We start from the raw sequence: 23,057 nt of genomic DNA on the forward strand, positions 1-23,057 counted from the left end.
TTATAAATAGTTTCTATTATTTTACGATTGCTTTTACAGCAGCTTCACCTTCTACAGCTACAACAACTACACCTGCAGGAGCAGCGATAGTAGCGTTATCTGAAGAAAGAACTGTGTTAGCAACTGTCTGACCAAGTACGTTAGTGATAAGAACTGTCTTACCAGCAGCACCCTTGATAGTTACATCACCGTTACCAGCGATTACAGATACTTCGGATGCGTTGATACCTTCGTTGGCAGTCGGGATACGAGTTTCGTCCAGATTAGCCTTGAATACTTCAGCATCTTCGATATCATCAGTAACATATACTACACCATTGTCATAACGCAGGTAGCCACGTCCGTCGATTGTAGCATCTTCGTCCAATGCTTTGTAGCCTGTTTCGATAACAAATGTCTTAGCATCATTATCAACGATACGGAATGCAAACTTAACCAACTGAGGAGCAGGTGTACCAACTTCGATCAAATCAGCTTTACCCTTTTCACCATTCCAGATAGACAATACATCAGCTGTACGGAAACCAGGAACGAAACCAAGTTTAGCCCAGTCACCCTTGCTGTCTGAATACATATATTTGTTTGTGTGAATATCTTCCTTACCTGCAGTAACGATAGCAGAATCAGCGAAGTTAACCAGGAAGCGTCCCTTCGTTGTATCAGCACGGTGGATCAGGTGAGAATGAGAAGGTTCGTCACATTTGTAAGTAGTATCGATACGAGTGATGTTTACACCCAACAAATATTCCCAACGGTTGTTACCTTCACGATTCACATATACAGTGTCTACATACAGAGCCGGGTTGATTGCCGGAGTTTCAACTGCGTTGCCAATTCCCAGGAAGTTATCCTTTTCGTACAGTACGTTAGATTCAGAAGCATATTCAGCACGATACAGTTTGATAATCTCACCCTGAGTCAGTTTCAAGTATTGAGGAGCTTCTTTTTCTTCGATAGTGAACAGGTCGTTCTCTCTCTTAGTATACATACCGCGTTTGTTCAGGATACCCTTATCTGCACTGTCACCAGAGTAAACTTTTTCTGTTGCCAGAACTGTTTTCACTTCGTAAGGAGCACCGTCATATCCGTCTGCATAACCATCAGCAACAGATGCATCTGTGTAAGATACAGGAATCAGGTTATATTTGTCATTACCAGCCATCTTCAGTGCGAAATATTGTGCGTCTGTCAGTTCTTTGAAACCTTCTTTTTCGCCTTCCAGACCTGTTGCATATCTGTCACGACCGTCTGTTGCGTCATATTTCAGATATTCATCGTTGCCGCTATTCTTCAAAGAATATGCAAGAACTTTCAAATAAGCGTTGTTAGCATCAACATCATCGCTTTCAGTATCTTTAAATGCTTTTGCATCAGCATCCCAATAGCCCAGTGCGCTTTCTACACGGATAGTATCAGCTTTATAAGCTACAGGATTGTTCCATGCATCGTTTTCTTCATACATCAAAGCACCCAGACGCCATTCGGTTGAGTTGTCTTTTTCGTTAACCAAACCAACCTGATGGTTGTTCTTATGGCTTTCAGTTACATAAGATACACCTTTTACAGCTGAATAGTAACCGATATTGAACAACTGATCCTTCAATGCGTTAGCATCAAACATCTTATAACCGTCAAATTCAGTAGTTGCTACCGGCGCAATTTCGATTGTATCTACTTTTGTCAGGCTTGTACCATCAATCAAGGCATAAGTATTTGCTTTACCTGCAACAACATATAAGTCGTTAGGATCTAATGTAGTAAATGTTGTTGAAGCAGTATTGTCTGGTACAGCTGTTGGGTTTTCACGATTCTTGATAACCATCTTACCATCAACTACAGTGATAGCCCACTGAGTTTCAGGATAACCTACCAATACTTCATCTTTCTTCATGTAGCTAACTTCGCCATCTTCGTTCAAGCCTAATACCTTGCCGTAGTTAGCACCCGTTCCGGCTGCATAGTCTTTCTTCGTATTTACATTCTTAATAATGAAGAATGACGGAGTCTTCAATACTTCTTTCAGGTTGATCAGTGTGTTCTTTGACAACTTGATAGAGATTGCATCCAGATAATCGTAACCATCATAAGCTTTTTCTGCAGCCAATGTATAGTTATCATCTTTATTCAGAGAGATAGCGCCTAACTGATAAGTGTCAACAATGCCAGAGCCATAAGCACCAGCCACAGTAATACAATCTACCATTTCGTCCGTACCTGCATTAAACAAAGCCGGAGCAAAGATTGAAAACTGAGTAGCATAGTCACCTTTTGTTGTAGCACCTTTCATTGCGGTAGCCAAATCTTTCGGAGCCAAAGCAATTACTTTATACGCATAATCCTTACCACCTGTTGCAGAAGCGTATTTATCAGCCATCTGCATTACGATAATCTTACCGTCGCCATTCTGCAACATGAAATCATATCCGGAAGTTGCAGGTTCCAATGCATAACCTGTGCTCAGGTTTTTCCACTGAACAGGAACCAGGTTTCCTACTGCAAACGGATTGTTTTCCAGAGCCTTATTACCTGCAACTCTCTTCAGTGTTGCGCTAAAGCTTGCACCATAGATACCTTGCAAATCAGATACAGAAAGCTGCAAAGAAGGAGCTGCACCGAAACGAACGGTAACATTTGCAGTTGCATGGTCGTCATTCTTTAATAAAGTAACAACGTTCGATGTATTGTCTAATGTCTTACCATCTGCACTTAACTTAACCACAATCAGATCAGAACCAACCAGTAATTGTTCCTCTGTTCCTACATTCTGTAATGTGGCATAGCCTGTGTTAGCTTCTTTCTTTACATTCCAGTAGAAATCAGCATTATCAGCCTCGAATGCTTTAGCAATAGCAGTTCCATCAGCCTGACCTTCATAAGCTTGACCATTAGCATCCATCAAGACATAGTATTTGCCGAAGTTGAAATCTGCACTCAAGTCGATAGTTGATGTTGCGTCTACAGCTACTAGTTCAGATACATTCACAACTCGTGCCGTAAACGTATTGCTTGCAGAAGCTTCTACAGAGAAAGTTGTACCATCTAATTTTACTGAATTAGTACCATCTCCAATCGTAACAGTTCCATCTACAAATGAACTACCAGCAATCGTGATATCACCTGTTCCCCAATCAGCAGAAGCAAGACCAATGGTATTACCACCTACCTCAATAGTAATATTTGTAGGAGTTGCATCTGCAGTAAATGTCATTTCCGATGTTGAGAGAATTGCATCTGCAAACGGGGTTGCGACCATTCCATGATTTGCATTACCTGTCACCACATAATCTTTACCACCTACAGAAAGTACCATATAGCCGCTTGTCACTGCATTTGAAGTTACTCCCACAGCCTGAAAAGCAGCATCAGCATAACCCACACCAGCCTTATACTTAATAGCTGCCAGCAAATCAGCAGGAGTGACCAACGCACCAGCCAGCAGGGCACCGGCCATTAACGTAGAAATCTTTTTGTTCATAATCTTTAATTTAATATTAATAATAGTGTTACTAAAAAGCCTTTTATAACCAGTCTTCAGGTTGGTCAGTTTCAGCAAATGACTAGCTAAAACGTTCCTTTTTTCTAGTCATTTCTTTGGAGTATATTTGACTTCGTATGAGAAAGAGGCAATTTCATACATATTTCTCTATTCAATTGATAAGAAAGCATATAGGAAGGATAAAATATTTTTGAAAAGAATTGTAGATTAAAAAACAAAGCTTACCTTTGTTGACTAGAAAAAAGGAACGTTATTTATCGTCATTACGTTACTTCCGTAATACTCTATTATTCTGAATTTTACATATCTATATAGCACTTATACCTATTATATAATAACGTACGGACGTACATTATTAAGTGTCTCATTATCAAGAGTCATTTTTCGCAGTTTTCGAAAGCAAATGTTAAAAGAGGTAATCCTGCCTGTTTTTCGGGGAGATAAGTGAGGTATTTCCACCAATGAAAAAGGGCCATCGTTTGAAACGATAGCCCTGATACATTATTAATATAGATAACGATCTTACAGATTATTGATTTCTTCTTCGGAAAGCCCGGTACACTCAGCAATCAATTTAACGGGAGTACCTTTTTCTTTAAAGCTCTTAGCAATAGATATTTTTTCTTCTTCTCGTCCTTGAACACGTCCTTCAGCATGTCCTGCAGCACGCCCTTCGACATTCGCATAATCCACAATATTCTTGCAGTCACGATACACCTTGAGCGCCTCATCGTATTCCAGGCGCTCCTCCTTGGTTAGATTGGCTATACCGGCCATCTTTTCCAGCTTCTCGAATAGTTGTTTTTGTGCCTTGAAAGGCATACGCTCCAGTTTGTCCATATTCTAGTTGATCAATCGTCTCCCAATAAAGAAATAAAAGTATCTATATCAATTAACTCGACTTTGGGGAAGTCGATATTCTTCAAAATATCAAAATGGTGATCCTGGCTGACAATATAAGATGCATTAGCGGCAATTGCACAATCTACAAACTTATTATCATCAACATCCAATTGAATTAAATTGAAACGAAAGTGAGCATCAAGCTTTATTGTATTCTTACGAGTTATAATCGCCTTAATGACATTTTGAGCTATAACAGCCCCCATCTTTAGAGTAAATATTTCCTCATATTCAGTCAGTATTTCATTGGTATAACACAATGTATACTTTTCTGCAAAAAAAACTTTCCAGACTTTATAATAGTCACCCCGCTTAGACAATGAAATCAATAGGCAGTTTGTATCTAAAACCACTCTATCCATCATTTTGTCTTGTAAGATGTACGCAAATGTTCATGCTTCCAGCCTTCTATCACCGTATTGTTTATCTGCCCGCTATCCCATAACTTATCAATCTCTTTTTCCGCCTTTTGGGCAAAATAATTAGACAACATATCTTTTATCTCATTCAGTGTATCTTCACTCTCAACATATGCCATCAAATCCAATATTTGTAGCTGTGCAGCATTAAAAACAGTTCTTTCCATAATACCTCCTTTTATTACTTTATTACAAATATAACTATTTTTCCTATGAAAATGATGCAAGAGCGGGAAACAATAAAAGGATTTATCTGTCCATCCATTCCTTAAACTCAGCAACACGTTCACGACTGACGAGTATATCCTCCTTTTCTTTCCGGTTGCCGAGCACAATCTTTAACCGGTTGGACGAATAAGCAACAATGTCCTGGATCGCATGGAAGTTAACGATGAAATTCCGGTTAACACGAAAGAAGAGCGCAGGGTCTACCAATTGTTCGATTTTATCGAGCGAATGGTCTATGGCATATTCCTTTCCGGTGTCGGTGCGGATAAAGGTGTTCCTTTCCATAATAAAAAAACAGCTAACGGATAACGTTTGCACCGACCTGTAATGCTCGCCGACTTTGATCAGAAACCGTTCCTTTCTTTGGGAATGCAACTGGCTTATTATAGACTCGATCCTGAAATAATCGATCTGCCGCCGATGAAAAGTATTGAATTTTTCCAATGCGGCATTCAAAGCGTCCGGGGCTATCGGCTTCAGAAGATAATCGACACTGTTCACTTTAAATGCTTTCAGGGCATATTCATCGTAAGCAGTTGTGAAAATAACCGGAGTTTGTATTTTACATGTTTCAAAGATTTCGAAACTGATCCCGTCTTCCAGTTGTATGTCCATAAAAATAAGTTCGGGTGCCGGATTTCCAGCCAACCAGTTGATAGCGTGCTCGATCGACCCGAGCACGCCAATAACCTCTATTTGCTTGTCCGCCTCTTCCAATAAACGGATTAGTTTATGGGCCGCCGGACGTTCGTCTTCTATAATCAGTACTTTCATTTCAGATGCTATTGATTGGTAGCTTTACTGTAAACTGGTTGTTATCAGCCTCTATTGTCATTTCTTTTCCCATAATCAGCTTTACCCTTTCTTTCAGATTGGTTAACCCTGTCCCGGGAGTACTTTTCAACGTATTCCTTTTTTGTATGTTATTGGTAATGACGATAAATGAATCTTCTTCATTATGGATAACAATCTTTAGGGGATTCTCTTCAGAAATCGAATTATGCTTGAGGGCATTCTCGACCAATATCTGCAAAGAGATAGGGACTATACTGTACTTTTCAGCATCCCGGATATTCATTTCCAATTGAATCTTGTCTCCGTCGCGTTCCTTCTGGAGATCGAAATACCGGCTGACAAATTTTAATTCGTCTTTCAACGAAATCAGGTCGGTTTCCTCATGGTCCAGGATATACCTGTAAATACCAGCTAGCTGCTGAATATAGTTATCCGCCTTTTTAGTATCCACATAGATGATTTCAGAGAGTGTGTTCAAACTGTTGAACAGGAAATGAGGGTTTACTTGTGTCTTAAGTGTCCGGTATTTATATTTCAGGTTTTCTTCTCTCAGTTGCTGTTCACGATCCACCGCTTGCCGCCAGATACTGTAAAAGAAGAAAGCGGAAGCCATCAAAGCACAGACAGAGTAGTATTTGATGGTCTGCGGAAACTCCACCTCAAACAAGTTGCTCACAAAATGAGTGGTATCCATTCCCATGATCAGATAATACACATAGATCTGCAAACTGATAACAATAAGAGAGACCAACAGGATGATAAGCATGAAAACAATGAATACCGGTATAATGATCTTCTTTACTTTCCTGATAGGCATAGACAGGTAGTAACCAAAAAACCAGTTGCTGATACCCAGCGAGACCCAAACCAGAATAGACATAGTAGCACAGAGGAGTACCGTTGACAGTTGGAATGGATTTCCAGCTGTCAACCATTTAAAAATCAGGGCAAACAAGATGTTAAATACCAGCAGTACCCCAATAAGTGCTTTCAGTTTTTTGTTCTTTTTCATGTTCTTACAAATTTAATCTTTTTTATTCACTTTTCAACGAGTGTAAAGTAAAGGGGAAGAAACCAGTTTATATAATTATAGTTGCGGAGTTGTAGTTTCGTGTTGCCGAACTGTTTTGTGCGGTGTTTGAACCGGAAAAAGACATACCCTGTTTCGCCTAATTCATTTCTTATATTCCAAAATAAATAAACGATATTCTATATTTCATTTATGGGGCCAAAAGCGGCTTTGTCTTTGTGTAATTTGTTTTATAACTGTATCTTGCGCGCCCTAACAACATTTATTAAAGAGTGAAAAACGTTATGAAAAAGAATTTATCTTACTATTTATTGTTACTTTTTTGTGTCTCCGGACTGTTTGTTTCTTGTGGAGACGATGATGATGAAAAAACGACTATCGGTTATTCCGGAAAAGATGTAAGCGGAGACGCCGGGATTACCCGCGATAAAGAAACGAAGAAGGCTGTTTTGAGTGTGACTGCCGATAAGGCATGGGAGTTATATGCCGGCTCTACAGCTGAAGATATCGATATGAACGCACCTTGTCTGACCGGTGAGGGAAAAGGCTCTTTCGATTTGAGTGTCGATGCCACTAAACGACAGATTTTCTTATTCAAGAACTCAGACGGGCAGGCTCTGCTGGCAGAAACACTTTTGCCTGTTCACGGATATAACTTCAGAGATCTGGGTGGTATCAAGACCAGCGATGGCAAATTTGTACGCTGGGGGAAACTGTTCCGTACAGACGAAATGTACAAACTGGATGATGCCGATCTTGCTTATTTCGGAAGTACAGGGGTAAAAACTGTGGTCGATTTCCGTACAGAGGCAGAAAAGGAAGGCGGATTCGGAGGTATTATGCCTGAATCTTACGATGTGCTACCTTCGACAGTAAAAAATGCAAGCGATCTTCCGATCAATGCGGGAAATATCTTTTCCGACGAAATATTGGGAAGTATAAAAGGCGGCGCTACGCTTGACGATATGGCACAGGTAATGATCAATGCGTATATCGAAATGGTAACGGTAGATGAATATGTGGCTCAATACAAAGAATTTTTTAAGCTCGTTCAGGACGAGAATTCCTTACCGCTTAGTTTTCACTGTTCAGCCGGCAAAGACCGTACGGGAGTTGCTACTATGCTTATCCTAACAGCCCTTGGTGTCGATAAAGCGACTATCATGGAGGATTATATGCTTAGTGCAAAGTATGTGGAAGCCAAATATGCAGCTTATGTGGGCATGATCAATGTGATCGCTCCGCTCGTCACTGTCGATGAAAAATATCTGAATGCCGCCTACGAGAAAATAGACGAAAAGTACGGTTCCGTGACCAAGTTCCTTACTGAGACATTAGGTGTGGATCTTGATAAAATGAAACAGTTATACTTATATTGATCACTTATAAATACCGATTATTCCATCTGAGGTGATCGTCTCGGCACTGATACTGAATTTTCTACAACTACCGTTATTGTAGAACCTGATATTGGCCTTACCTTCTTTATCGGGGATAACCGAAGGATTCCAGTAGAGTGTACGACGGTAATCCGGCTCCGGTGGGAGGATCGAATAATCCAGACTATAAAATTCTTTAACCTGGCTGTAACCTTCCAGCCAGGTTTTTCGTACCCCTTTACCAGCATCCGTCGGAATCTTATCTTCCGGAAATGTTTCGATAAAAACAACGCAACTGTAGAACTTATCTACTTCCAACGGTGACATTCTAGGGTCTGCATACCGGCACATGATAGAAAGTTCTTCATTGATGTAGATGGATTTGATGGCTTCGAGCCGTATCAATTTATATTTGTTGTAATCCATTTCAGTAGCCATGGTCGGTTCGTAGTTCACAACAAAAAGAGGCATTCTTCCTTTATATTGCAGGTATTCATCCTGTCGGGAGAAGGCTTTCCTGAAATTATTATTCATGTTTATCATCAACTCATGTATATCTTTTCCGATATACTTTCCCTGATCTGTAATATCGTCCCATTCCGACTGTACATCATAATAGGCGATTGATTTGGAACGGTTGTTGAATATATCCTTTTCCCGCGATCTCTTTTTAGCAGTTACGGTCACTTCATCCAGGCGAAGGACTTTCTCTTTATTACCAGCTTTACTCAAGGAATCCTCGTAAGCTGTCAGGAAAGCATCGATATCTTCTTCCGGCTCCTGAGTGTCAGGGATTTCTTCCGGACCGGATTCTGCCGTTTGTTCTTCTTTTTTATCAGCGAGAGTTACCTGCATGTCTGCATAGCGGTATCTTTTAGGCTCGGGTGTAAAAAGCCGGTCCAATATGATCCGGTAGTCTTTTTTCTTCCCTTTCTCGCTTACAGACAAGATCATATTCCATTTCCCGGTTATATCAGCCCGAAAAGCGAAATGTCCCAGGCTGTCCGTTACAAATACATCGAAGGCACTAGTTGCCTTTTCTTCTTCTCCTCTTTTAAGCAGGAAAGAAGAAACAGTTACGTCGCGTTTAGGTATTTTCCGGACAAAGGAAACCACCTGGCCGTGCATCTCGATACCTTGCTCCGGCCTGTATTTCAAATCCAACGGATCTACTCCCGCCATCTGCTTCCAGGAATAACGTCGCCAACCTTGCACCATCATAAGTAGATCGAGAGACGAGCGATGGATGGAATCATCCGCTTCAAAATAATAAGACGGATTGCGAACGTATCCTTTTACGTCGGACATAAGCAGTAAGTCTGTCAGGATATTGCAGTCCGACTCAACTTCATTCATTCCATCCCTCACCGATAAAGAGAAGGGAGATTGTACCGGGTTCTCTTCCTGATCGGTCACTGTAAACTCCATGTCGACCGGTTCATACGGATCGTATGTTTCTTTTACAGTTTTTGCTTTAATAGCCAGCGGCTTTTCTTTATTATTGAATATCAGCCGGTCACAAAGTATTTCTCCATTACTGTTGAAAACTACTATTTGTGAGACACCAGAAGGTAATATCGTTTTATCTACCTTGAAACGGAGCCGTTCACTGTGAAGCACATTGGCAAGGCAATAGTTATACAGCTTGCCTCTGCAAATGATGACCATTCCCAATATATCGGCGGGCGTCTGTTCATTCTTTTGTAAAGAGATTTCGAGACTGTCAGGGGAAGAAAGGTTGTCTACCTGTAAGCAAAATCCTTGTGGTAGAGATTGGGGGACATCAAACTGGTACTTTTTACCGTTATAGTCAACCATGGCTTTTTGTTTACCCGCACGTGGGGTATAATAAAAGAAGCCTTTCCCCTCGTGCGTTACATTAAAGCCGACGATCTCTTCTTTGTCTTCATTTATAATCTTTCCGGTTGCATCCAGCGGATTACCGAAAGCATCTGTTATTTCAAATGCGATACGGGAAGGGACATCCTGAATCAGGTTTCCTCCCTCCGGATAGAACTTCAAGTTTACCTTTTTCCCTTTTTGGGGCTTTTCCCGCTTCTTCGGATATTTACCGTAGCCGTATTTCAGCATATCCTTTTCCTCGTAATTCCCTTCTGTTTTCGGTTTGTCGAATACCGGCAACAGCCGGGAGAAGAGAGCGTCTTCTCCGAAGTTCAACATATATTTCGTATAGGCACGGACTTCATAGAAGCCGGAATAAAAAGGCAGTTGCCCCAGCGTAAAGTCACCATGACATTGTCCGTTCTCTATTTTCAGTACCCGCTTATCTATGATTTCACCACCGGGGTTTAACAACTCGACATATAAGGTCTTACTTAACAGGGTTGCCTCATGTAGCTCGGAAGTAACCACATAGCATTTAAACCAAATGTTATCGCCCTGATAATAACTGGTATTATCAAAATGCAGGTAGACTTTCTCACGGGGTATGTATTGCGAAAACTGATCCGTGGCACGGATATAACGGGTGAGCTTACTGATCACACTGTCTGTTTCCTGTCCCGAAACCTGAAGGCTAAACAGCAAAAGAAAAATATAACCGATAACTCTCCGGAGTGTTTTCATGCGAACCTCGTATATTCCTTATATATATCACATCAACTTCCCCTGCATTTTCAAAATTATATATTTGTTCTTACCTTCCCAACTCCTTATTATAAACCGCCTCGTCATTAATGATGCGGAGAGCTTCTTTAAAGCTTTCGTTATCGTCGTTTATAACCTGGAAGTACTCAGCCATATCATACAGGTCACGAGCTATCAAGGCTTTTACCTGAAGGGTGATAAGAGGTTTGGAACGATTATACTGCTCTTCGTTAAACTCGATCTTTTCTTCCTTACCCAGGTTGATCAATTCCTGCAAAGTCTCTTCAGGAACGACAAAATCCTTCTTATACTGATTGAACTTAGGATATTTCTTGTTCATCTCGCTACGGTTGCGATCCAGATAATTCATCGCTACGCGGTTTACCAGTCCGGTGGCAACCAGACTACGATGATAATCCGTATAACGGGTCGTATCAACCGGAATAAATACGTCGGGCATAATACCGCCACCACCATAAACGATACGTTTCGTTTCCAGTGTATTATATTTCATTGAATCCGGGAAATGGATACTGTCGGCACTCATCAGCTCACCACGGTTGTAACGATCGATCAGGTCGTGCTGATAGTCTTCCAGTTTACCGTTTTCGTAATGTTTCTGAATGCTTCGTCCGGTGGGCGTATAATAACGTGCTACCGTCAGGCGAATCATAGAACCGTCAGGCATAGGGATTGGTTTTTGCACCAGGCCTTTCCCGAATGTACGACGACCTACTACTACACCGCGGTCCCAATCTTGTACGGCACCGGCCAGGATCTCGCTTGCGGAAGCAGAAGATTCGTCAACCAATACGACCAGACGTCCATCTTCAAATCCGCCACGTACAGTCGACTTGGCCTCGTCACGTGGCTGTTTGTTACCTTCAGTATAGACAATCAGTTTGTCTTTATCGAGGAATTCATCCGCCAGTTCGATAGCGATATTGAGATAACCTCCCCCGTTCCCTTGCAGGTCGAGAATCAGGTTCTTCATTCCCTGTTTTTTCAGTTTGGCAAGTGCCTCACGGAACTCGTCGGCCGAAGAGGCTGCAAAACGGTTCAGTTTGATATATCCGGTCTGTTTATCTGCCATATAAGCGGCATCCATACTGGTTACAGGGATCTTACCGCGGATAATCTTAAACTCGATCAGCTCCGGATTCTTATTACGCAATACTTTTATGCTGACTTCGGTTCCTTTCGGACCACGCAGGCGTTTCATAATGTCGGTAGTCTTCATTTTAACACCGGCTATCAGGGTATCGTCGACCATGATGATACGGTCGCCAGCCACTAACCCTACCTTTTCAGACGGTCCGCCGGGGATTACCTGGATAACATATAATGTATCGGTCAACATGTTGAACTGAATGCCGATACCGTCGAAGTTTCCTTGCAAAGGTTCGGTCATCTCTTTTGTTTCTTCCGGATCCATATAATTAGAATGTGGGTCCAGTTTTTCCAGCATACCGATAATCGCATCTTCCACCAGCTTGGAATCATCCACCGGATCTACATAGAGATTCGAAATAGCATACAATGCCATGGATAATTTGCGGGCATCCTGATTCGGTTTCTGGGCCACTGCCGATGTGATGGCAACCATCGCAACAAGCAGGGAGACTAGGATTCGTTTCATTTTTGATCTTTATTTCGTAAGTTGTCAATATAAGTCCGTCCCCTTTGGTACGAACTGGGAAATATCTTTTCCATAATGCAACAGTTCACGCACAATGCTGGAACTGATATGCGTATGTTCGGGTTCAGTAAACAAGATGAATGTTTCGATACCACTCAGCTTGCGGTTTACATCAGCAATACTTTTCTCATATTCGAAATCGTTAACCGTACGGATACCACGCAGAATGAACTCAGCTCCCATTTCGTCGGCAAAATCTACCGTAAGCGAGTTGTACGACATCACCTTTACCCTGGGCTCGTTTTTATACAGGTGATCGATTGCTTCCAATCGTTTCTCGATCGAGAAATAAGTTTGTTTCTTCTCGTTGATACCTATGGAAATAATGATCTCATCCACCAGAGCCAGCCCACGAGTTACCAGTGATTGATGTCCGATAGTGAACGGATCGAAAGTTCCGGGGAAAAGGGCGATACGCTTTTTCATTCTCAGTGTTTAATTAACCACATCTTCTTCTACAACCAGGTTGTCAATGATAAAGTTCTGTCTTTCCATGGTGTTCTTACCCATATAGAATTCAAGCATATCTTTTACCAGGTCTTCTTTTTTCATTGTAACCGGGTCCAGGCGTATATCTTTACCGATAAAATGCTTGAACTCGTCAGGCGAGATCTCTCCCAACCCTTTAAAGCGAGTGATCTCCGGATTCTTACCTACAGCCTCTATGGCTGCCAAACGCTCTTCCTCGCTATAACAGTAATAAGTTTTCTGTTTGTTGCGGACACGGAAAAGCGGAGTTTGCAGGATATAGACATGATTCCGTTTGATCAGATCAGGGAAGAATTGCAGGAAGAACGTAATCAGCAACAAGCGGATATGCATACCGTCGACATCGGCATCGGTAGCAATGATTACTTTGTTGTATCTCAGTCCATCCAGTCCGTCTTCAATATTGAGGGCCGCCTGCAGGAGATTGAACTCTTCATTTTCATAAACGATCTTCTTCGTCAGGCCATAGCTATTAAGCGGCTTACCACGTAAACTGAAAACAGCCTGATAGTTCGGGTCACGGCTCTTAGTGATAGATCCGCTGGCCGAATCACCCTCGGTGATGAAGATACAACTTTCTTCCGTACGGTCACCTTTCGTATCGTTCAGATGGATACGGCAATCGCGTAATTTCTTATTGTGCAGGTTAGCCTTCTTGGCTCGTTCGCGCGCCAGTTTGGTAACACCGGCAATGGCTTTACGTTCTTTTTCCGACTCCAGGATTTTGCGGAGCAGAGCCTCCGAAGTATCTACATTTTTATGCAGATAATTATCCAGTTCCTTCTTGATAAAGTCACCCACGAACTTAGCAACAGTCGGCCCGTCGGGACCTATATCCTTCGATCCCAGCTTTGTCTTCGTCTGGCTTTCGAACACAGGCTCTTCAACCTTGATACTGATAGCGGCAACAATACCGGCACGAATATCGGAGTATTCGAAGTTCTTGTTATAATATTCTTTGATAACACGACCCAGCGTCTCACGGAAAGCAGAAAGATGTGTTCCTCCCTGCGTCGTATACTGCCCGTTTACAAAGGAATAATATTCTTCACCATACTGGTTACTATGGGTTATAACCACTTCTATATCTTCACCGTTCAGATGGATGATCGGATATAATGGCTCGGTAGTCATATTCTCGTTCAGCAGGTCTACCAGACCATTGCGAGAATGGAATTTCTTACCGTTGAAAAGAATAGTCAGTCCGGAGTTCAAAAAGACATAATTCTTCAACAAACTTTCTATGAACTCGTCTTTATACTGATATTCCTTGAATATTTCACGGTCGGGAATAAAATAGATCGATGTCCCGTTCGCTTCCGTCGTTGGCTGAATACCCGACTCCTCGGTAATGATCGCCTTGCTGTATTCTACCCGCTTACATTCTCCGTCACGGAAACTGGTGATAAGGAAATAGCTACTCAAAGCATTTACAGCTTTGATACCGACACCGTTCAGGCCGACAGACTTTTTAAAAGCCTTACTGTCGTACTTGGCACCCGTATTCATCTTACTGGAAACGTCGACCACTTTTCCCAGAGGAACACCGCGGCCATAGTCCCTGACAGAAACGGTTCCTTCTTCCACGGTCACTTCTATGGTTTTGCCATACCCCATCATGTATTCGTCGATAGAGTTGTCGAGTACCTCTTTCAGCAATACATAGATACCATCATCCGCATAGCTGCCATCTCCCAATTTACCAATATACATACCTGGGCGCCGGCGGATATGTTCCATCCAATCCAGCGTCTTGATATCGTCGTCATTATACGCTGTCGGTTGTTGCATTGTTGAATTCAGTTCTTCCATAGAAAATCCTTATTTTAATTTTTTGATAAAAGCTCTTCTTGTCTTATGGTGTTCACGCTTGAAATAATCCCATTGAGCCTGTACGGCATTGTTGCTTGCCAACTCCGGGTTACTTTCGGCATATTCGACTCCCAGATTGATATATACGGGAATAAGATCGTTGAACAGCAACGCATTTACCCCTTTATTCTGATATTCCGGCAATACGCCTGTCAGATACAGGTCGATCACTTTCGGTTTTGTTTTCAATGCTTTCAGCAGATGTATCCATCCGAAAGGAAACAAATGTCCTTTTGCCTTCTGCATAGCATGCGAGAGACTGGGCAGTGAAATTCCGAAACCGACTACCGTATCATCTTCTTCCCGGATAATAAGAGTCACCAGATCCAGGCGGATCATCGGGATATATTGCTTCACATAATAATCGATCTGCTTCTGTGTCAGCGGAGCAAAACCGTACAATGGAGCATAAGCTGCATTCAAAGTTTCGAATATCTTCTGTGCATACGGCCATATCTCCTTTGTGTTTTTGAACTTCATGGTTTTCAAGCCGTATTTCTTTTTTACGATCTCCCCGATGCGTTGATGTTTTTCGGGAATACCTTCCGGTATATATATCTTGAACTCGTGCCAGTCCTGATCTTTCTCATATCCGATACGCTCCAGATGTTTCGGATAATAAGGAAAATTGTAGATAGCAGCCATTGTCCCGAGTTGGTCGAATCCTTCGATCAGCATCCCTTCATGATCCATATCGGTGAATCCCATCGGTCCGTGTATCTCTTTCATTCCTTGTTCTTTCGCCCATTTTTCAACGGCACTGAACAAGGCATCGACTACCTCGGCATCATCAATGAAATCAATGAAACCGAAGCGGGCACGTTCCTGGTTCCACACTTCGTTACTGCGACGATTGATCATTCCGGCAATACGGCCGACAATTTTATCATCCTTATAGGCAAGAAAATAGATGGCATCACAAACTTCGAATGCCGGATTCTTTTTCTTATCCAGTGTAACCATCTCCTCTTCGATCAATCCCGGTATATGATAGGGGTTACCTTTGTATAAATCAATATTGAACTTAACGAATTTCTTCAGTTCCTTTTTGCTGGTAACTTCTTTAATTACTACGCTCATTGGTTCATTTAATTAGAACGGCAAATTTACATAATTAATTTGTTACTTAATAATCCGCTACTTAGTTAATTTGTTAATTGATTGTTTAAGATCAGACGAACCGGTTTCCCGGCTTTTAGACAGGCTTGACTTCTACCGGCTCATCCGCTCGTTTGCCAATTCAGTTTAGCAAAAGATAACCAGCCAATTACAGTTACTTCGTAGTTTCATGTTTTGGAAACTCCAGTTTCCCACGGAGGAAACTAGAATTCCCCGCGCAGGGAACTGGAGTTTCCTCCCCAGGAAACCTGCGTTTCTTCGATAGGAGACGAAAAATACTCCCGGTATTTGGATAATTTATTGGCTGGAGTTGCCATGAATAGTTAATTTACCATTATATTTGCATACGTAACAGGCAGTGAAATTGTATATTTACCATGAAAAACTTAATAGGACTACTTATGTTGACAATACCTTTTATTACAGGCGGATGTTCATCCGAACCGAAAACTATCGAAGCAAACCTGGCATTTAAAGCCGAAGCAACGACCGGCGAAGGCTCTATCTGGCATCCGGATAGAAATACATTGTTTTGGGTGGACATCGAAGGAAAAACATTATATGAGTATTATCCAGATAAGCAAGACTGTAAAACATGGGAGTTCGACCGTATGGTGTCTACGGTTGTGCCCGAAACAGATAGTACGGTGATCGTATCCCTCCAGGACGAGATCGTAAGGGTGAACCTGAATGACAGTAGCCAGACATCGGTCGCTCCGATACCGGATTATGAAGGAAAGGTCCGCTGCAACGATGGGAAATGCGATCCGGCCGGACGCCTGTGGATAGGAACGATGGGATTCGGTGCACCCGAAGGCGCCGGAACACTGTACACCGTTGTTCCCGATGGAACTGTAACGACCAAACTGAACAAGGTAACGATCTCGAACGGCATCGTGTGGTCTGCCAACAAAAAGTATATGTATTACAACGATACGACAACCGGAAGGATAGCCCGCTACCGGTACGACGAAAAGACCGCCGATATCCTCTTCGACGGAGTAGCCGTTGTCATGCGGCCGGGTACAGGTTCTCCCGATGGCATGACGATCGATAGCAACGATAATCTTTGGGTTGCCCAATGGGGCGGTTACGGTGTCTATTGTTACAATCCCTATACGGGAGAACTGCTGGCAAAAGTAGAGGTGCCGGCTCCTAATGTCGCTTCCTGTGCATTCGGCGGCGAGGATATGAATACGCTCTACATTACAACGGCACGCGCCGGACTATCGGACAAACAGCTGGAAGAATACCCCCTTAGCGGTAGTCTTTTTGTTTGTAACCCAGAGGCAAATGGTCCGGAGCCATACCGGTTCAAATAATAACAAAACAGACAATATAATTTAGCCTGTTTGTAAACAGTATCTCGATTATAATTGTTTATTTTGTAGGGAGATGTTATATCTCTTATTTAATCACGAAAGAAATATATGACAAAAAACAAATCCGGGAAAAAGGATAACAAAGAAAACAAACCGAAAAAGAATAAGGCAAAGCGCATGAAGAAAGAAGCTATGCTTCATTCCGTCATGTCTGTTTTCCAGTCCTCTCCCAAGGAACCATTTAATTATAAACAGATAAGCAAGCTGATCGGTGTGGAAAGCCAGGTTCAGAAGCTCCAGGTGGTGGACCTTCTGTATGATCTTTCAGCCGAAAACTTTATTACGGAAATAGACCGTGGCCGTTATCGGTATAACGGTCTGGGAACAACAGCCATCGGTACATTCGGACGCCGGAGCAACGGGAAAAATTCGTTTATTCCGGAAGATGGCGGAACGCCTGTTTTTGTGGCCGAGCGAAACTCAGGACATGCCATGGACGGCGACAAGGTGAAGGTACAGCTATTTGCTAAACGCAAGGGGGCTGAACCGGAAGCCGAAGTTATCGAGGTGCTGGAAAGCCAGAAAAAGACATTTGTCGGCAAGTTGCAGGTAACGAAAGGTTTTGCCTTCCTGATTACCGAAAATAAGACTTTGGCCAACGATATATTCATTCCGAAAGAAAAACTGAAAGGTGGAAAGAACGGCGACAAAGCGATTGTTCGTATCGTGGAATGGCCGGAAGATGCCAAGAACCCGCTCGGAGAAGTAGTCGATATATTAGGCGTAGCCGGTCAGAACACTGCAGAGATGCATGCGATCCTGGCCGAGTTTGGTCTGCCGTATGTATATCCTGTAAATGTAGAAAAAGCAGCCAATAAAATACCGGATACTATCCCGGAAGAAGAGATTGCCAAACGTGAGGACTTCCGCGATGTCCTGACTTTCACCATCGACCCGAAAGATGCTAAAGACTTCGACGATGCTCTTTCTATTCGCAGGCTGGATAATGAAAATTGGGAAGTAGGCGTACATATCGCCGACGTAACCCATTATGTAAAACCGGAAAGCCTGATCGACCGCGAAGCAGAAAGCCGTGCAACATCTGTCTATCTGGTAGACCGTACGATCCCGATGCTACCGGAACGACTGTGTAACCAGATTTGCTCATTACGACCGGACGAAGAAAAGTTAAGCTTCTCCGCAATCTTCGAACTGGATGAAGATGCCAACGTGAAGAAGTCGCGTATCGGACGTACAGTGATCAAGAGTAACCGCCGTTTTACCTACGAAGATGCACAGCAGGTGATCGAAACAGGTGAAGGCGACTATAAAGACGAGATCCTGAAACTGGATGCACTGGCTAAAAAGCTGCGTGAAAAACGTTTCAAGAACGGAGCCGTCAACTTCGACCGCTTTGAAGTAAGATTTGAAATCGATGAGACAGGAAAGCCGATCAGTACTTATATCAAGGAGTCGAAAGATGCCAATAAACTGATCGAAGAGTTCATGTTGCTGGCAAACCGCACAGTAGCAGAATTCGTAGGTAAAGTACCAAAAGGGAAAACGAAAAAGACGTTCGTTTATCGTATCCACGACCTGCCGGATCCGGACAAGTTGGAAAATTTTGCCGCCTTTATCCGCCGCTTCGGCTACAAGATGAAGACAGAAGGTAATAGCAAGCTGGATATTTCCCGCAACCTGAACCGTTTGCTCGACGAAGTACACGACAAACCGGAAGAAAACCTGATCGAGACACTGGCTATCCGCTCGATGCAAAAAGCCCGTTATACGACAGAGAATATCGGCCATTACGGTCTGGCTTTTGAATATTACACACACTTCACCTCGCCTATCCGCCGTTATCCGGATATGATGGTACACCGTTTGCTGGAACGTTATCTGGCAGGAGGGCGTAGCGTGGTGAAAGCGAAATATGAAGAGATATGCGACCATTGCTCTACGATGGAACAGGTGGCAGCAAATGCCGAACGTGCTTCTATCAAATACAAGCAGGTAGAGTTTATGCAAGATAAATTGGGTATGGTATTCGACGGTGTTATCTCCGGTGTTACCGAATGGGGATTATACGTCGAACTGAACGAGAATAAGTGTGAAGGTCTTGTCCCTATCCGCGACCTGGGCGACGACTTCTACGATATGGATGAAGAAACGTACAGCCTGATCGGCCGCCGCAAGAAACGTCGATTCCGCCTGGGTGATCCGGTGACAGTGAAGATCGCAAATGCGAATCTGGAACGTAAGCAACTAGACTTTATGTTGATGGAATAAGAAGGAATACTTCTGGATAAAATAAAACAGGCAACTGATCATCATTGATTCAATTGCCTGTTTCTTTTTATACCGCAGAGTGATAAAGTCATTTTATACTTCGCATCCCAGATCATATTCAGCGATGATATGTCCTAATTCATTATCACGTTTTTTATCCTGGAAAAGGTATGCATTTCCACTCTCAGATTCTATGTAATAAAGGTTTGTATAGACGAAATCCGGGTCACTCTCTTTTAATCTTTTAACCACATCATCCGGGATAGGAGTGTCTATGCTTAATTCGTATACTGTTCTTTTCCAGAAACCTCTGTCTGTTGCGATATCTCCTCCAAAAAAAACATATTTAACCGTATCATTATGAAGAATGAAATATTCAGGCTCTCCATCATTCACATATCCTCTTATTTCTGCTCCTTTATATCTATTGGTTATGAAATCAAAGTGATCTTCGGGAAGATTTGCAGACCATCGCGGATCGTTGGGCCGGGATCTAAGCGTTGTCAGATACAGTCCGTCATCATTGATATAAACATTATGCTCCATATTGTCAAACCCCTTCCAGAGATATGTAAAGTGTAAGGTATAAAGACTTTTACTCATCCCCTTTCGTTCTGTCTTGGAGATCTCTACGTTTTGAGCATTGCCATATCCCAGAGTATAAAACGTATTTTGTACTTCTGTCGGGAGTTGTTGTAAATCTGGGATCTCTGTATAGGTCATTTTCCAGGTATTATCGAGATACCATGTCGTTGCTTCATTTTGTTCCTGGTCGGCAAACTCTATCACATAAAGAGCATCCGCATATGTTTGTGCTGTCCTGATGTGTGCCGAAGGGTTTCTTTCAGAGAAATCGTTTTTGATAGCTGGGGGGATATCATCTTCAATTTTCGAATTATCTCTATCGCATGCTGTAATGCATATGAGTAGCATACATGCCAAGACGTGGTAAAAACAGGCTGTTCGTTTCATAAGTCTTTATTTAGATAGACAACTAGTGTGAGATACAAAGATACGAAAAACAGGAAATAGAAGTAAATTAAAGGGCTTCTATTTCCTGATGTATTTAAATTATTCTATGTTACCAATAGATCAATCCCAGCACCCCGCACCCGATCAGTGCTAACCCCAGCAAAGCATAAAAGATGCGTGCTCCTTTTCTTCCGAATTTGTTTACAAAGGTAGCAGCTCCGCTGGTTTCGAAATACCAGTCGAAATTGAAGATGGCGGCAATCAGAGAGAAGGCTCCAAGAGCGATGAAAATAGCTAATAGGAAGTAATCGGTCGGCTCCATCTCTATTTACTTTATTTCTACGATTCGCGATCCGTCCGGATTTTCACTGATCGTTACATCTACTACATCACCCGGAAGCAGGTCTTCGATCTTTTCCGGCCATTCGATAAAACAAAGAGCACCGCTATAGAAATAATCTTCCGTACCGATATCCTCTGCTTCACTCAGCTTATTGATACGGTAGAAGTCGAAATGATAGATCAGTTCGCCGGTTTCGTCACTACGATATTCGTTGATGATCGCAAACGTGGGACTGTTGATAACATCCTCTACGCCCAGTTCTTCGCAGATAGCCTTTATGAAAGTAGTCTTTCCCGCTCCCATATTACCGTGGAAGGCAAAAACCGTACGGTCGTCCATGCCGGCAATAAATTCTTTAGCGGCCTGGCAGATCGTATCCAGATTCTCAATTTTGATTATACTCATGATGTCTTTCGATAATGTTCTTTTGTTATGTTCGCAAAGGTATAATTAAATTGACAATTGATAATTCACTATCGATAATTATTTAGGGATCATGGTAATGAACGGCACCATCATTTCCTCCATGGAGATTCCTCCGTGCTGGAATGTATTCTTATAATAGGAGACATAATAATTATAGTTGTTCGGATAAGCAAAGAAATCATCGTTCATAGCGAAGATATACTTGCTACTCAGGTTAGGAGAAGGAAGTCCTACCTTTTCCGGATCGCGCACCTCGAATACTTCTTTCGGGTTGTAGTTCAGGTTTTTGCCTACTTTATAGCGGAGATTGGTGTTTGTATTCCTGTCGCCCACCACCTTTATCGGATTATTTACACGAATCGTTCCGTGGTCGGTCGTCACAATCACTTTATAGCCTTTATCGGATATGCGCTTGAACAACTCCAGTGTTGTAGAATGTTGGAACCAGGAACGGGTCAGGCTACGGTAAGCCGCTTCGCTCTGTGCCAGTTCACGGATCATCTTCATTTCCGTACGGGCATGCGACAGCATATCCACAAAGTTTAGTACTACGACATTCAGCTGGTTATGAGTCAGCGACGAGATCATATTCAATAGCTTTTCGCCATACTGCGAATCGTGCACTTTATTATAAGAAAATGTATATTTCTTACGGAAACGGTCTATCTGCGTCTGGATCAACGGAGCTTCATTGAGGTTTTTCCCTTCCTCGCTCTCTTCGTCAACCCACAAATCCGGAAACATCTTTTCTATCTGCGAGGGCATCAGGCCGGAGAAGATGGAGTTACGGGCATATTGCGTGGCAGTCGGAAGGATACTATAATACAACCCTTCATCGAAGGTGAAATATTCAGCCAGCAGATCCTTTACTACACGCCACTGGTCCAACCGGAAGTTATCGATCAGAATAAAGAAAACCTTCTCATCGTTATCCAGCAAGGGGAACACTTTCTTCTTGAAAAGATCCGGACTCATCAGAGGACGTTCCGCCGGATTCTGTATCCAGTTCACATAATTCTTCTTTACAAACTTACCAAAAGCATTGTTGGCCTCTTCCTTTTGCATGCGGAGCATATCAGACATCTGGGCCTGGCTGCTCTCAAGCTCCAATTCCCAATAAACCAGTTTCTTATATAGCTCCATCCATTCGTCGGCAGTCAACGAGTCGTTGATCTGCATGCCGATACGTCCGAACTCCTGCTGATAGCCGACAGTGGTCGTTTCCGATATGATTACATTCTTATGTACATTCTTCTTGATGGAAAGGAGAAGCTGGTTCGGGTTGACCGGCTTGATCAGGTAATCGGCAATCTTATTTCCTATCGCCTGGTTCATGATGCTTTCCTCCTCACTTTTAGTCACCATCACAACCGGGACGTTGGGGTTGATCTCCTTAATATGGGCAAGTGTTTCCAGACCAGTCAGACCAGGCATGTTCTCATCGAGGAAAATAATATCGAACGATTGTTCCTTGCAACAGTCAATAGCATCCTGCCCGCTGATTACCGGAACTACTTCATATCCTTTATCCTGTAAAAACAAAATGTGAGGTTTCAACAAATCGATCTCATCATCTGCCCAAAGTACTCTGTCTTTCTTTAGTGCCATATCTCTTGCCTTATTAATTCTTACAAATTTAACTGGAATAGTTTACATAATAACGGTCTGT

The 23,057-nt window shown here is 42.5% G+C and carries 18 protein-coding genes; 3 read left to right on the top strand and 15 right to left on the bottom strand.

Annotation, left to right across the window (positions count from 1 at the left end; all coding sequences use genetic code 11):
• Nucleotides 1–16: 16 nt before the first annotated feature.
• The 6 genes from QZ076_RS09305 to QZ076_RS09330 all read right to left on the bottom strand — a co-directional run bounded on the left by QZ076_RS09305 (nt 17) and on the right by QZ076_RS09330 (nt 6,853).
• Nucleotides 17–3,475, bottom strand: coding sequence for a DUF6383 domain-containing protein (locus QZ076_RS09305; RefSeq protein WP_293712717.1), 3,459 nt, complete (start codon nt 3,473–3,475; stop codon nt 17–19).
• 543 nt (nt 3,476–4,018) lie between these two features.
• Complete coding sequence (locus tag QZ076_RS09310) at nt 4,019–4,336, bottom strand: hypothetical protein (protein WP_293712719.1); 318 nt, start codon at nt 4,334–4,336, stop codon at nt 4,019–4,021.
• An 11-nt stretch (nt 4,337–4,347) separates the two neighbouring features.
• Nucleotides 4,348–4,761: a putative toxin-antitoxin system toxin component, PIN family gene (locus QZ076_RS09315; protein WP_293712721.1), complete on the bottom strand. Its 414-nt coding sequence runs from the start codon at nt 4,759–4,761 to the stop codon at nt 4,348–4,350.
• On the bottom strand, nt 4,761–4,985 hold the full coding sequence (locus QZ076_RS09320; RefSeq protein ID WP_293712723.1) for a hypothetical protein: 225 nt from the start codon (nt 4,983–4,985) through the stop codon (nt 4,761–4,763). Before QZ076_RS09320 ends, QZ076_RS09315 begins: the two co-directional genes overlap by 1 nt.
• Before the next feature lie 82 nt (nt 4,986–5,067).
• Nucleotides 5,068–5,820 (bottom strand): LytTR family DNA-binding domain-containing protein, encoded by a 753-nt coding sequence (locus QZ076_RS09325; protein ID WP_293712725.1) that lies wholly within the window; start codon nt 5,818–5,820, stop codon nt 5,068–5,070.
• 1 nt (nt 5,821) lies between these two features.
• Nucleotides 5,822–6,853, bottom strand: coding sequence for a histidine kinase (locus QZ076_RS09330; protein ID WP_293712727.1), 1,032 nt, complete (start codon nt 6,851–6,853; stop codon nt 5,822–5,824).
• 302 nt (nt 6,854–7,155) lie between these two features.
• Between QZ076_RS09330 and QZ076_RS09335 the strand changes: the two genes are divergently transcribed.
• The gene (locus QZ076_RS09335) at nt 7,156–8,250 is read left to right on the top strand and encodes a tyrosine-protein phosphatase (RefSeq protein ID WP_293712729.1); all 1,095 of its coding nucleotides are present in this window, start codon (nt 7,156–7,158) and stop codon (nt 8,248–8,250) included.
• Here QZ076_RS09335 and QZ076_RS09340 read toward each other — a convergent pair whose 3' ends face one another.
• From QZ076_RS09340 to QZ076_RS09360, 5 genes are all read right to left on the bottom strand, one after another.
• Complete coding sequence (locus tag QZ076_RS09340; protein ID WP_293712731.1) at nt 8,251–10,836, bottom strand: hypothetical protein; 2,586 nt, start codon at nt 10,834–10,836, stop codon at nt 8,251–8,253.
• 70 nt (nt 10,837–10,906) lie between these two features.
• Nucleotides 10,907–12,496, bottom strand: a complete 1,590-nt coding sequence (locus QZ076_RS09345; RefSeq protein ID WP_075559476.1) for a S41 family peptidase — start codon at nt 12,494–12,496, stop codon at nt 10,907–10,909.
• Nucleotides 12,497–12,520: 24 nt separating this feature from the next.
• Nucleotides 12,521–12,982 (bottom strand): pantetheine-phosphate adenylyltransferase, encoded by a 462-nt coding sequence (coaD, locus tag QZ076_RS09350; RefSeq protein WP_293712735.1) that lies wholly within the window; start codon nt 12,980–12,982, stop codon nt 12,521–12,523.
• Nucleotides 12,983–12,991: 9 nt separating this feature from the next.
• The gene (locus QZ076_RS09355) at nt 12,992–14,857 is read right to left on the bottom strand and encodes a DNA topoisomerase IV subunit B (RefSeq protein WP_293712737.1); all 1,866 of its coding nucleotides are present in this window, start codon (nt 14,855–14,857) and stop codon (nt 12,992–12,994) included.
• Nucleotides 14,858–14,866: 9 nt separating this feature from the next.
• Nucleotides 14,867–15,997 carry a hypothetical protein gene (locus QZ076_RS09360; protein WP_293712739.1) on the bottom strand — a complete coding sequence of 377 codons (1,131 nt, stop codon included), beginning with the start codon at nt 15,995–15,997 and terminating at the stop codon, nt 14,867–14,869.
• A gap of 440 nt (nt 15,998–16,437) precedes the next feature.
• Here QZ076_RS09360 and QZ076_RS09365 point away from each other — a divergent pair, with 440 nt between their 5' ends.
• Nucleotides 16,438–17,358, top strand: coding sequence for an SMP-30/gluconolactonase/LRE family protein (locus QZ076_RS09365; protein WP_293712741.1), 921 nt, complete (start codon nt 16,438–16,440; stop codon nt 17,356–17,358).
• A 108-nt stretch (nt 17,359–17,466) separates the two neighbouring features.
• Entirely contained in the window at nt 17,467–19,647 is a 2,181-nt protein-coding gene (gene rnr, locus QZ076_RS09370; RefSeq protein WP_293712743.1) for a ribonuclease R, read from the top strand.
• Between the two features lie 93 nt (nt 19,648–19,740).
• On the opposite strand, the gene QZ076_RS09375 is transcribed toward rnr, so the two are convergent.
• The 4 genes from QZ076_RS09375 to QZ076_RS09390 all read right to left on the bottom strand — a co-directional run bounded on the left by QZ076_RS09375 (nt 19,741) and on the right by QZ076_RS09390 (nt 22,996).
• Nucleotides 19,741–20,619, bottom strand: a complete 879-nt coding sequence (locus tag QZ076_RS09375; RefSeq protein ID WP_293712745.1) for a PepSY-like domain-containing protein — start codon at nt 20,617–20,619, stop codon at nt 19,741–19,743.
• Nucleotides 20,620–20,728: 109 nt separating this feature from the next.
• On the bottom strand, nt 20,729–20,941 hold the full coding sequence (locus tag QZ076_RS09380) for an immunity 17 family protein (protein ID WP_075559483.1): 213 nt from the start codon (nt 20,939–20,941) through the stop codon (nt 20,729–20,731).
• A 6-nt stretch (nt 20,942–20,947) separates the two neighbouring features.
• Nucleotides 20,948–21,367: a tRNA (adenosine(37)-N6)-threonylcarbamoyltransferase complex ATPase subunit type 1 TsaE gene (gene tsaE, locus QZ076_RS09385; protein ID WP_293712747.1), complete on the bottom strand. Its 420-nt coding sequence runs from the start codon at nt 21,365–21,367 to the stop codon at nt 20,948–20,950.
• A gap of 78 nt (nt 21,368–21,445) precedes the next feature.
• Nucleotides 21,446–22,996: a PglZ domain-containing protein gene (locus QZ076_RS09390; protein WP_293712748.1), complete on the bottom strand. Its 1,551-nt coding sequence runs from the start codon at nt 22,994–22,996 to the stop codon at nt 21,446–21,448.
• Nucleotides 22,997–23,057 lie beyond the last annotated feature (61 nt).

It is taken from the genome of uncultured Parabacteroides sp., assembly GCF_905196875.1.
Classification (GTDB): Bacteria; Bacteroidota; Bacteroidia; order Bacteroidales; family Tannerellaceae; genus Parabacteroides.

Bases quoted from the DNA above. Each gene is read 5' to 3' on its own strand.
- QZ076_RS09305 (WP_293712717.1), bottom strand. From the start codon at position 3,475: ATGAACAAAAAGATTTCTACGTTAATGGCCGGTGCCCTGCTGGCTGGT.
- QZ076_RS09310 (WP_293712719.1), bottom strand. From the start codon at position 4,336: ATGGACAAACTGGAGCGTATGCCTTTCAAGGCACAAAAACAACTATTC.
- QZ076_RS09315 (WP_293712721.1), bottom strand. From the start codon at position 4,761: ATGGATAGAGTGGTTTTAGATACAAACTGCCTATTGATTTCATTGTCT.
- QZ076_RS09320 (WP_293712723.1), bottom strand. From the start codon at position 4,985: ATGGAAAGAACTGTTTTTAATGCTGCACAGCTACAAATATTGGATTTG.
- QZ076_RS09325 (WP_293712725.1), bottom strand. From the start codon at position 5,820: ATGAAAGTACTGATTATAGAAGACGAACGTCCGGCGGCCCATAAACTA.
- QZ076_RS09330 (WP_293712727.1), bottom strand. From the start codon at position 6,853: ATGAAAAAGAACAAAAAACTGAAAGCACTTATTGGGGTACTGCTGGTA.
- QZ076_RS09335 (WP_293712729.1), top strand. From the start codon at position 7,156: ATGAAAAAGAATTTATCTTACTATTTATTGTTACTTTTTTGTGTCTCC.
- QZ076_RS09340 (WP_293712731.1), bottom strand. From the start codon at position 10,836: ATGAAAACACTCCGGAGAGTTATCGGTTATATTTTTCTTTTGCTGTTT.
- QZ076_RS09345 (WP_075559476.1), bottom strand. From the start codon at position 12,496: ATGAAACGAATCCTAGTCTCCCTGCTTGTTGCGATGGTTGCCATCACA.
- coaD (WP_293712735.1), bottom strand. From the start codon at position 12,982: ATGAAAAAGCGTATCGCCCTTTTCCCCGGAACTTTCGATCCGTTCACT.
- QZ076_RS09355 (WP_293712737.1), bottom strand. From the start codon at position 14,857: ATGGAAGAACTGAATTCAACAATGCAACAACCGACAGCGTATAATGAC.
- QZ076_RS09360 (WP_293712739.1), bottom strand. From the start codon at position 15,997: ATGAGCGTAGTAATTAAAGAAGTTACCAGCAAAAAGGAACTGAAGAAA.
- QZ076_RS09365 (WP_293712741.1), top strand. From the start codon at position 16,438: ATGTTGACAATACCTTTTATTACAGGCGGATGTTCATCCGAACCGAAA.
- rnr (WP_293712743.1), top strand. From the start codon at position 17,467: ATGACAAAAAACAAATCCGGGAAAAAGGATAACAAAGAAAACAAACCG.
- QZ076_RS09375 (WP_293712745.1), bottom strand. From the start codon at position 20,619: ATGAAACGAACAGCCTGTTTTTACCACGTCTTGGCATGTATGCTACTC.
- QZ076_RS09380 (WP_075559483.1), bottom strand. From the start codon at position 20,941: ATGGAGCCGACCGATTACTTCCTATTAGCTATTTTCATCGCTCTTGGA.
- tsaE (WP_293712747.1), bottom strand. From the start codon at position 21,367: ATGAGTATAATCAAAATTGAGAATCTGGATACGATCTGCCAGGCCGCT.
- QZ076_RS09390 (WP_293712748.1), bottom strand. From the start codon at position 22,996: ATGGCACTAAAGAAAGACAGAGTACTTTGGGCAGATGATGAGATCGAT.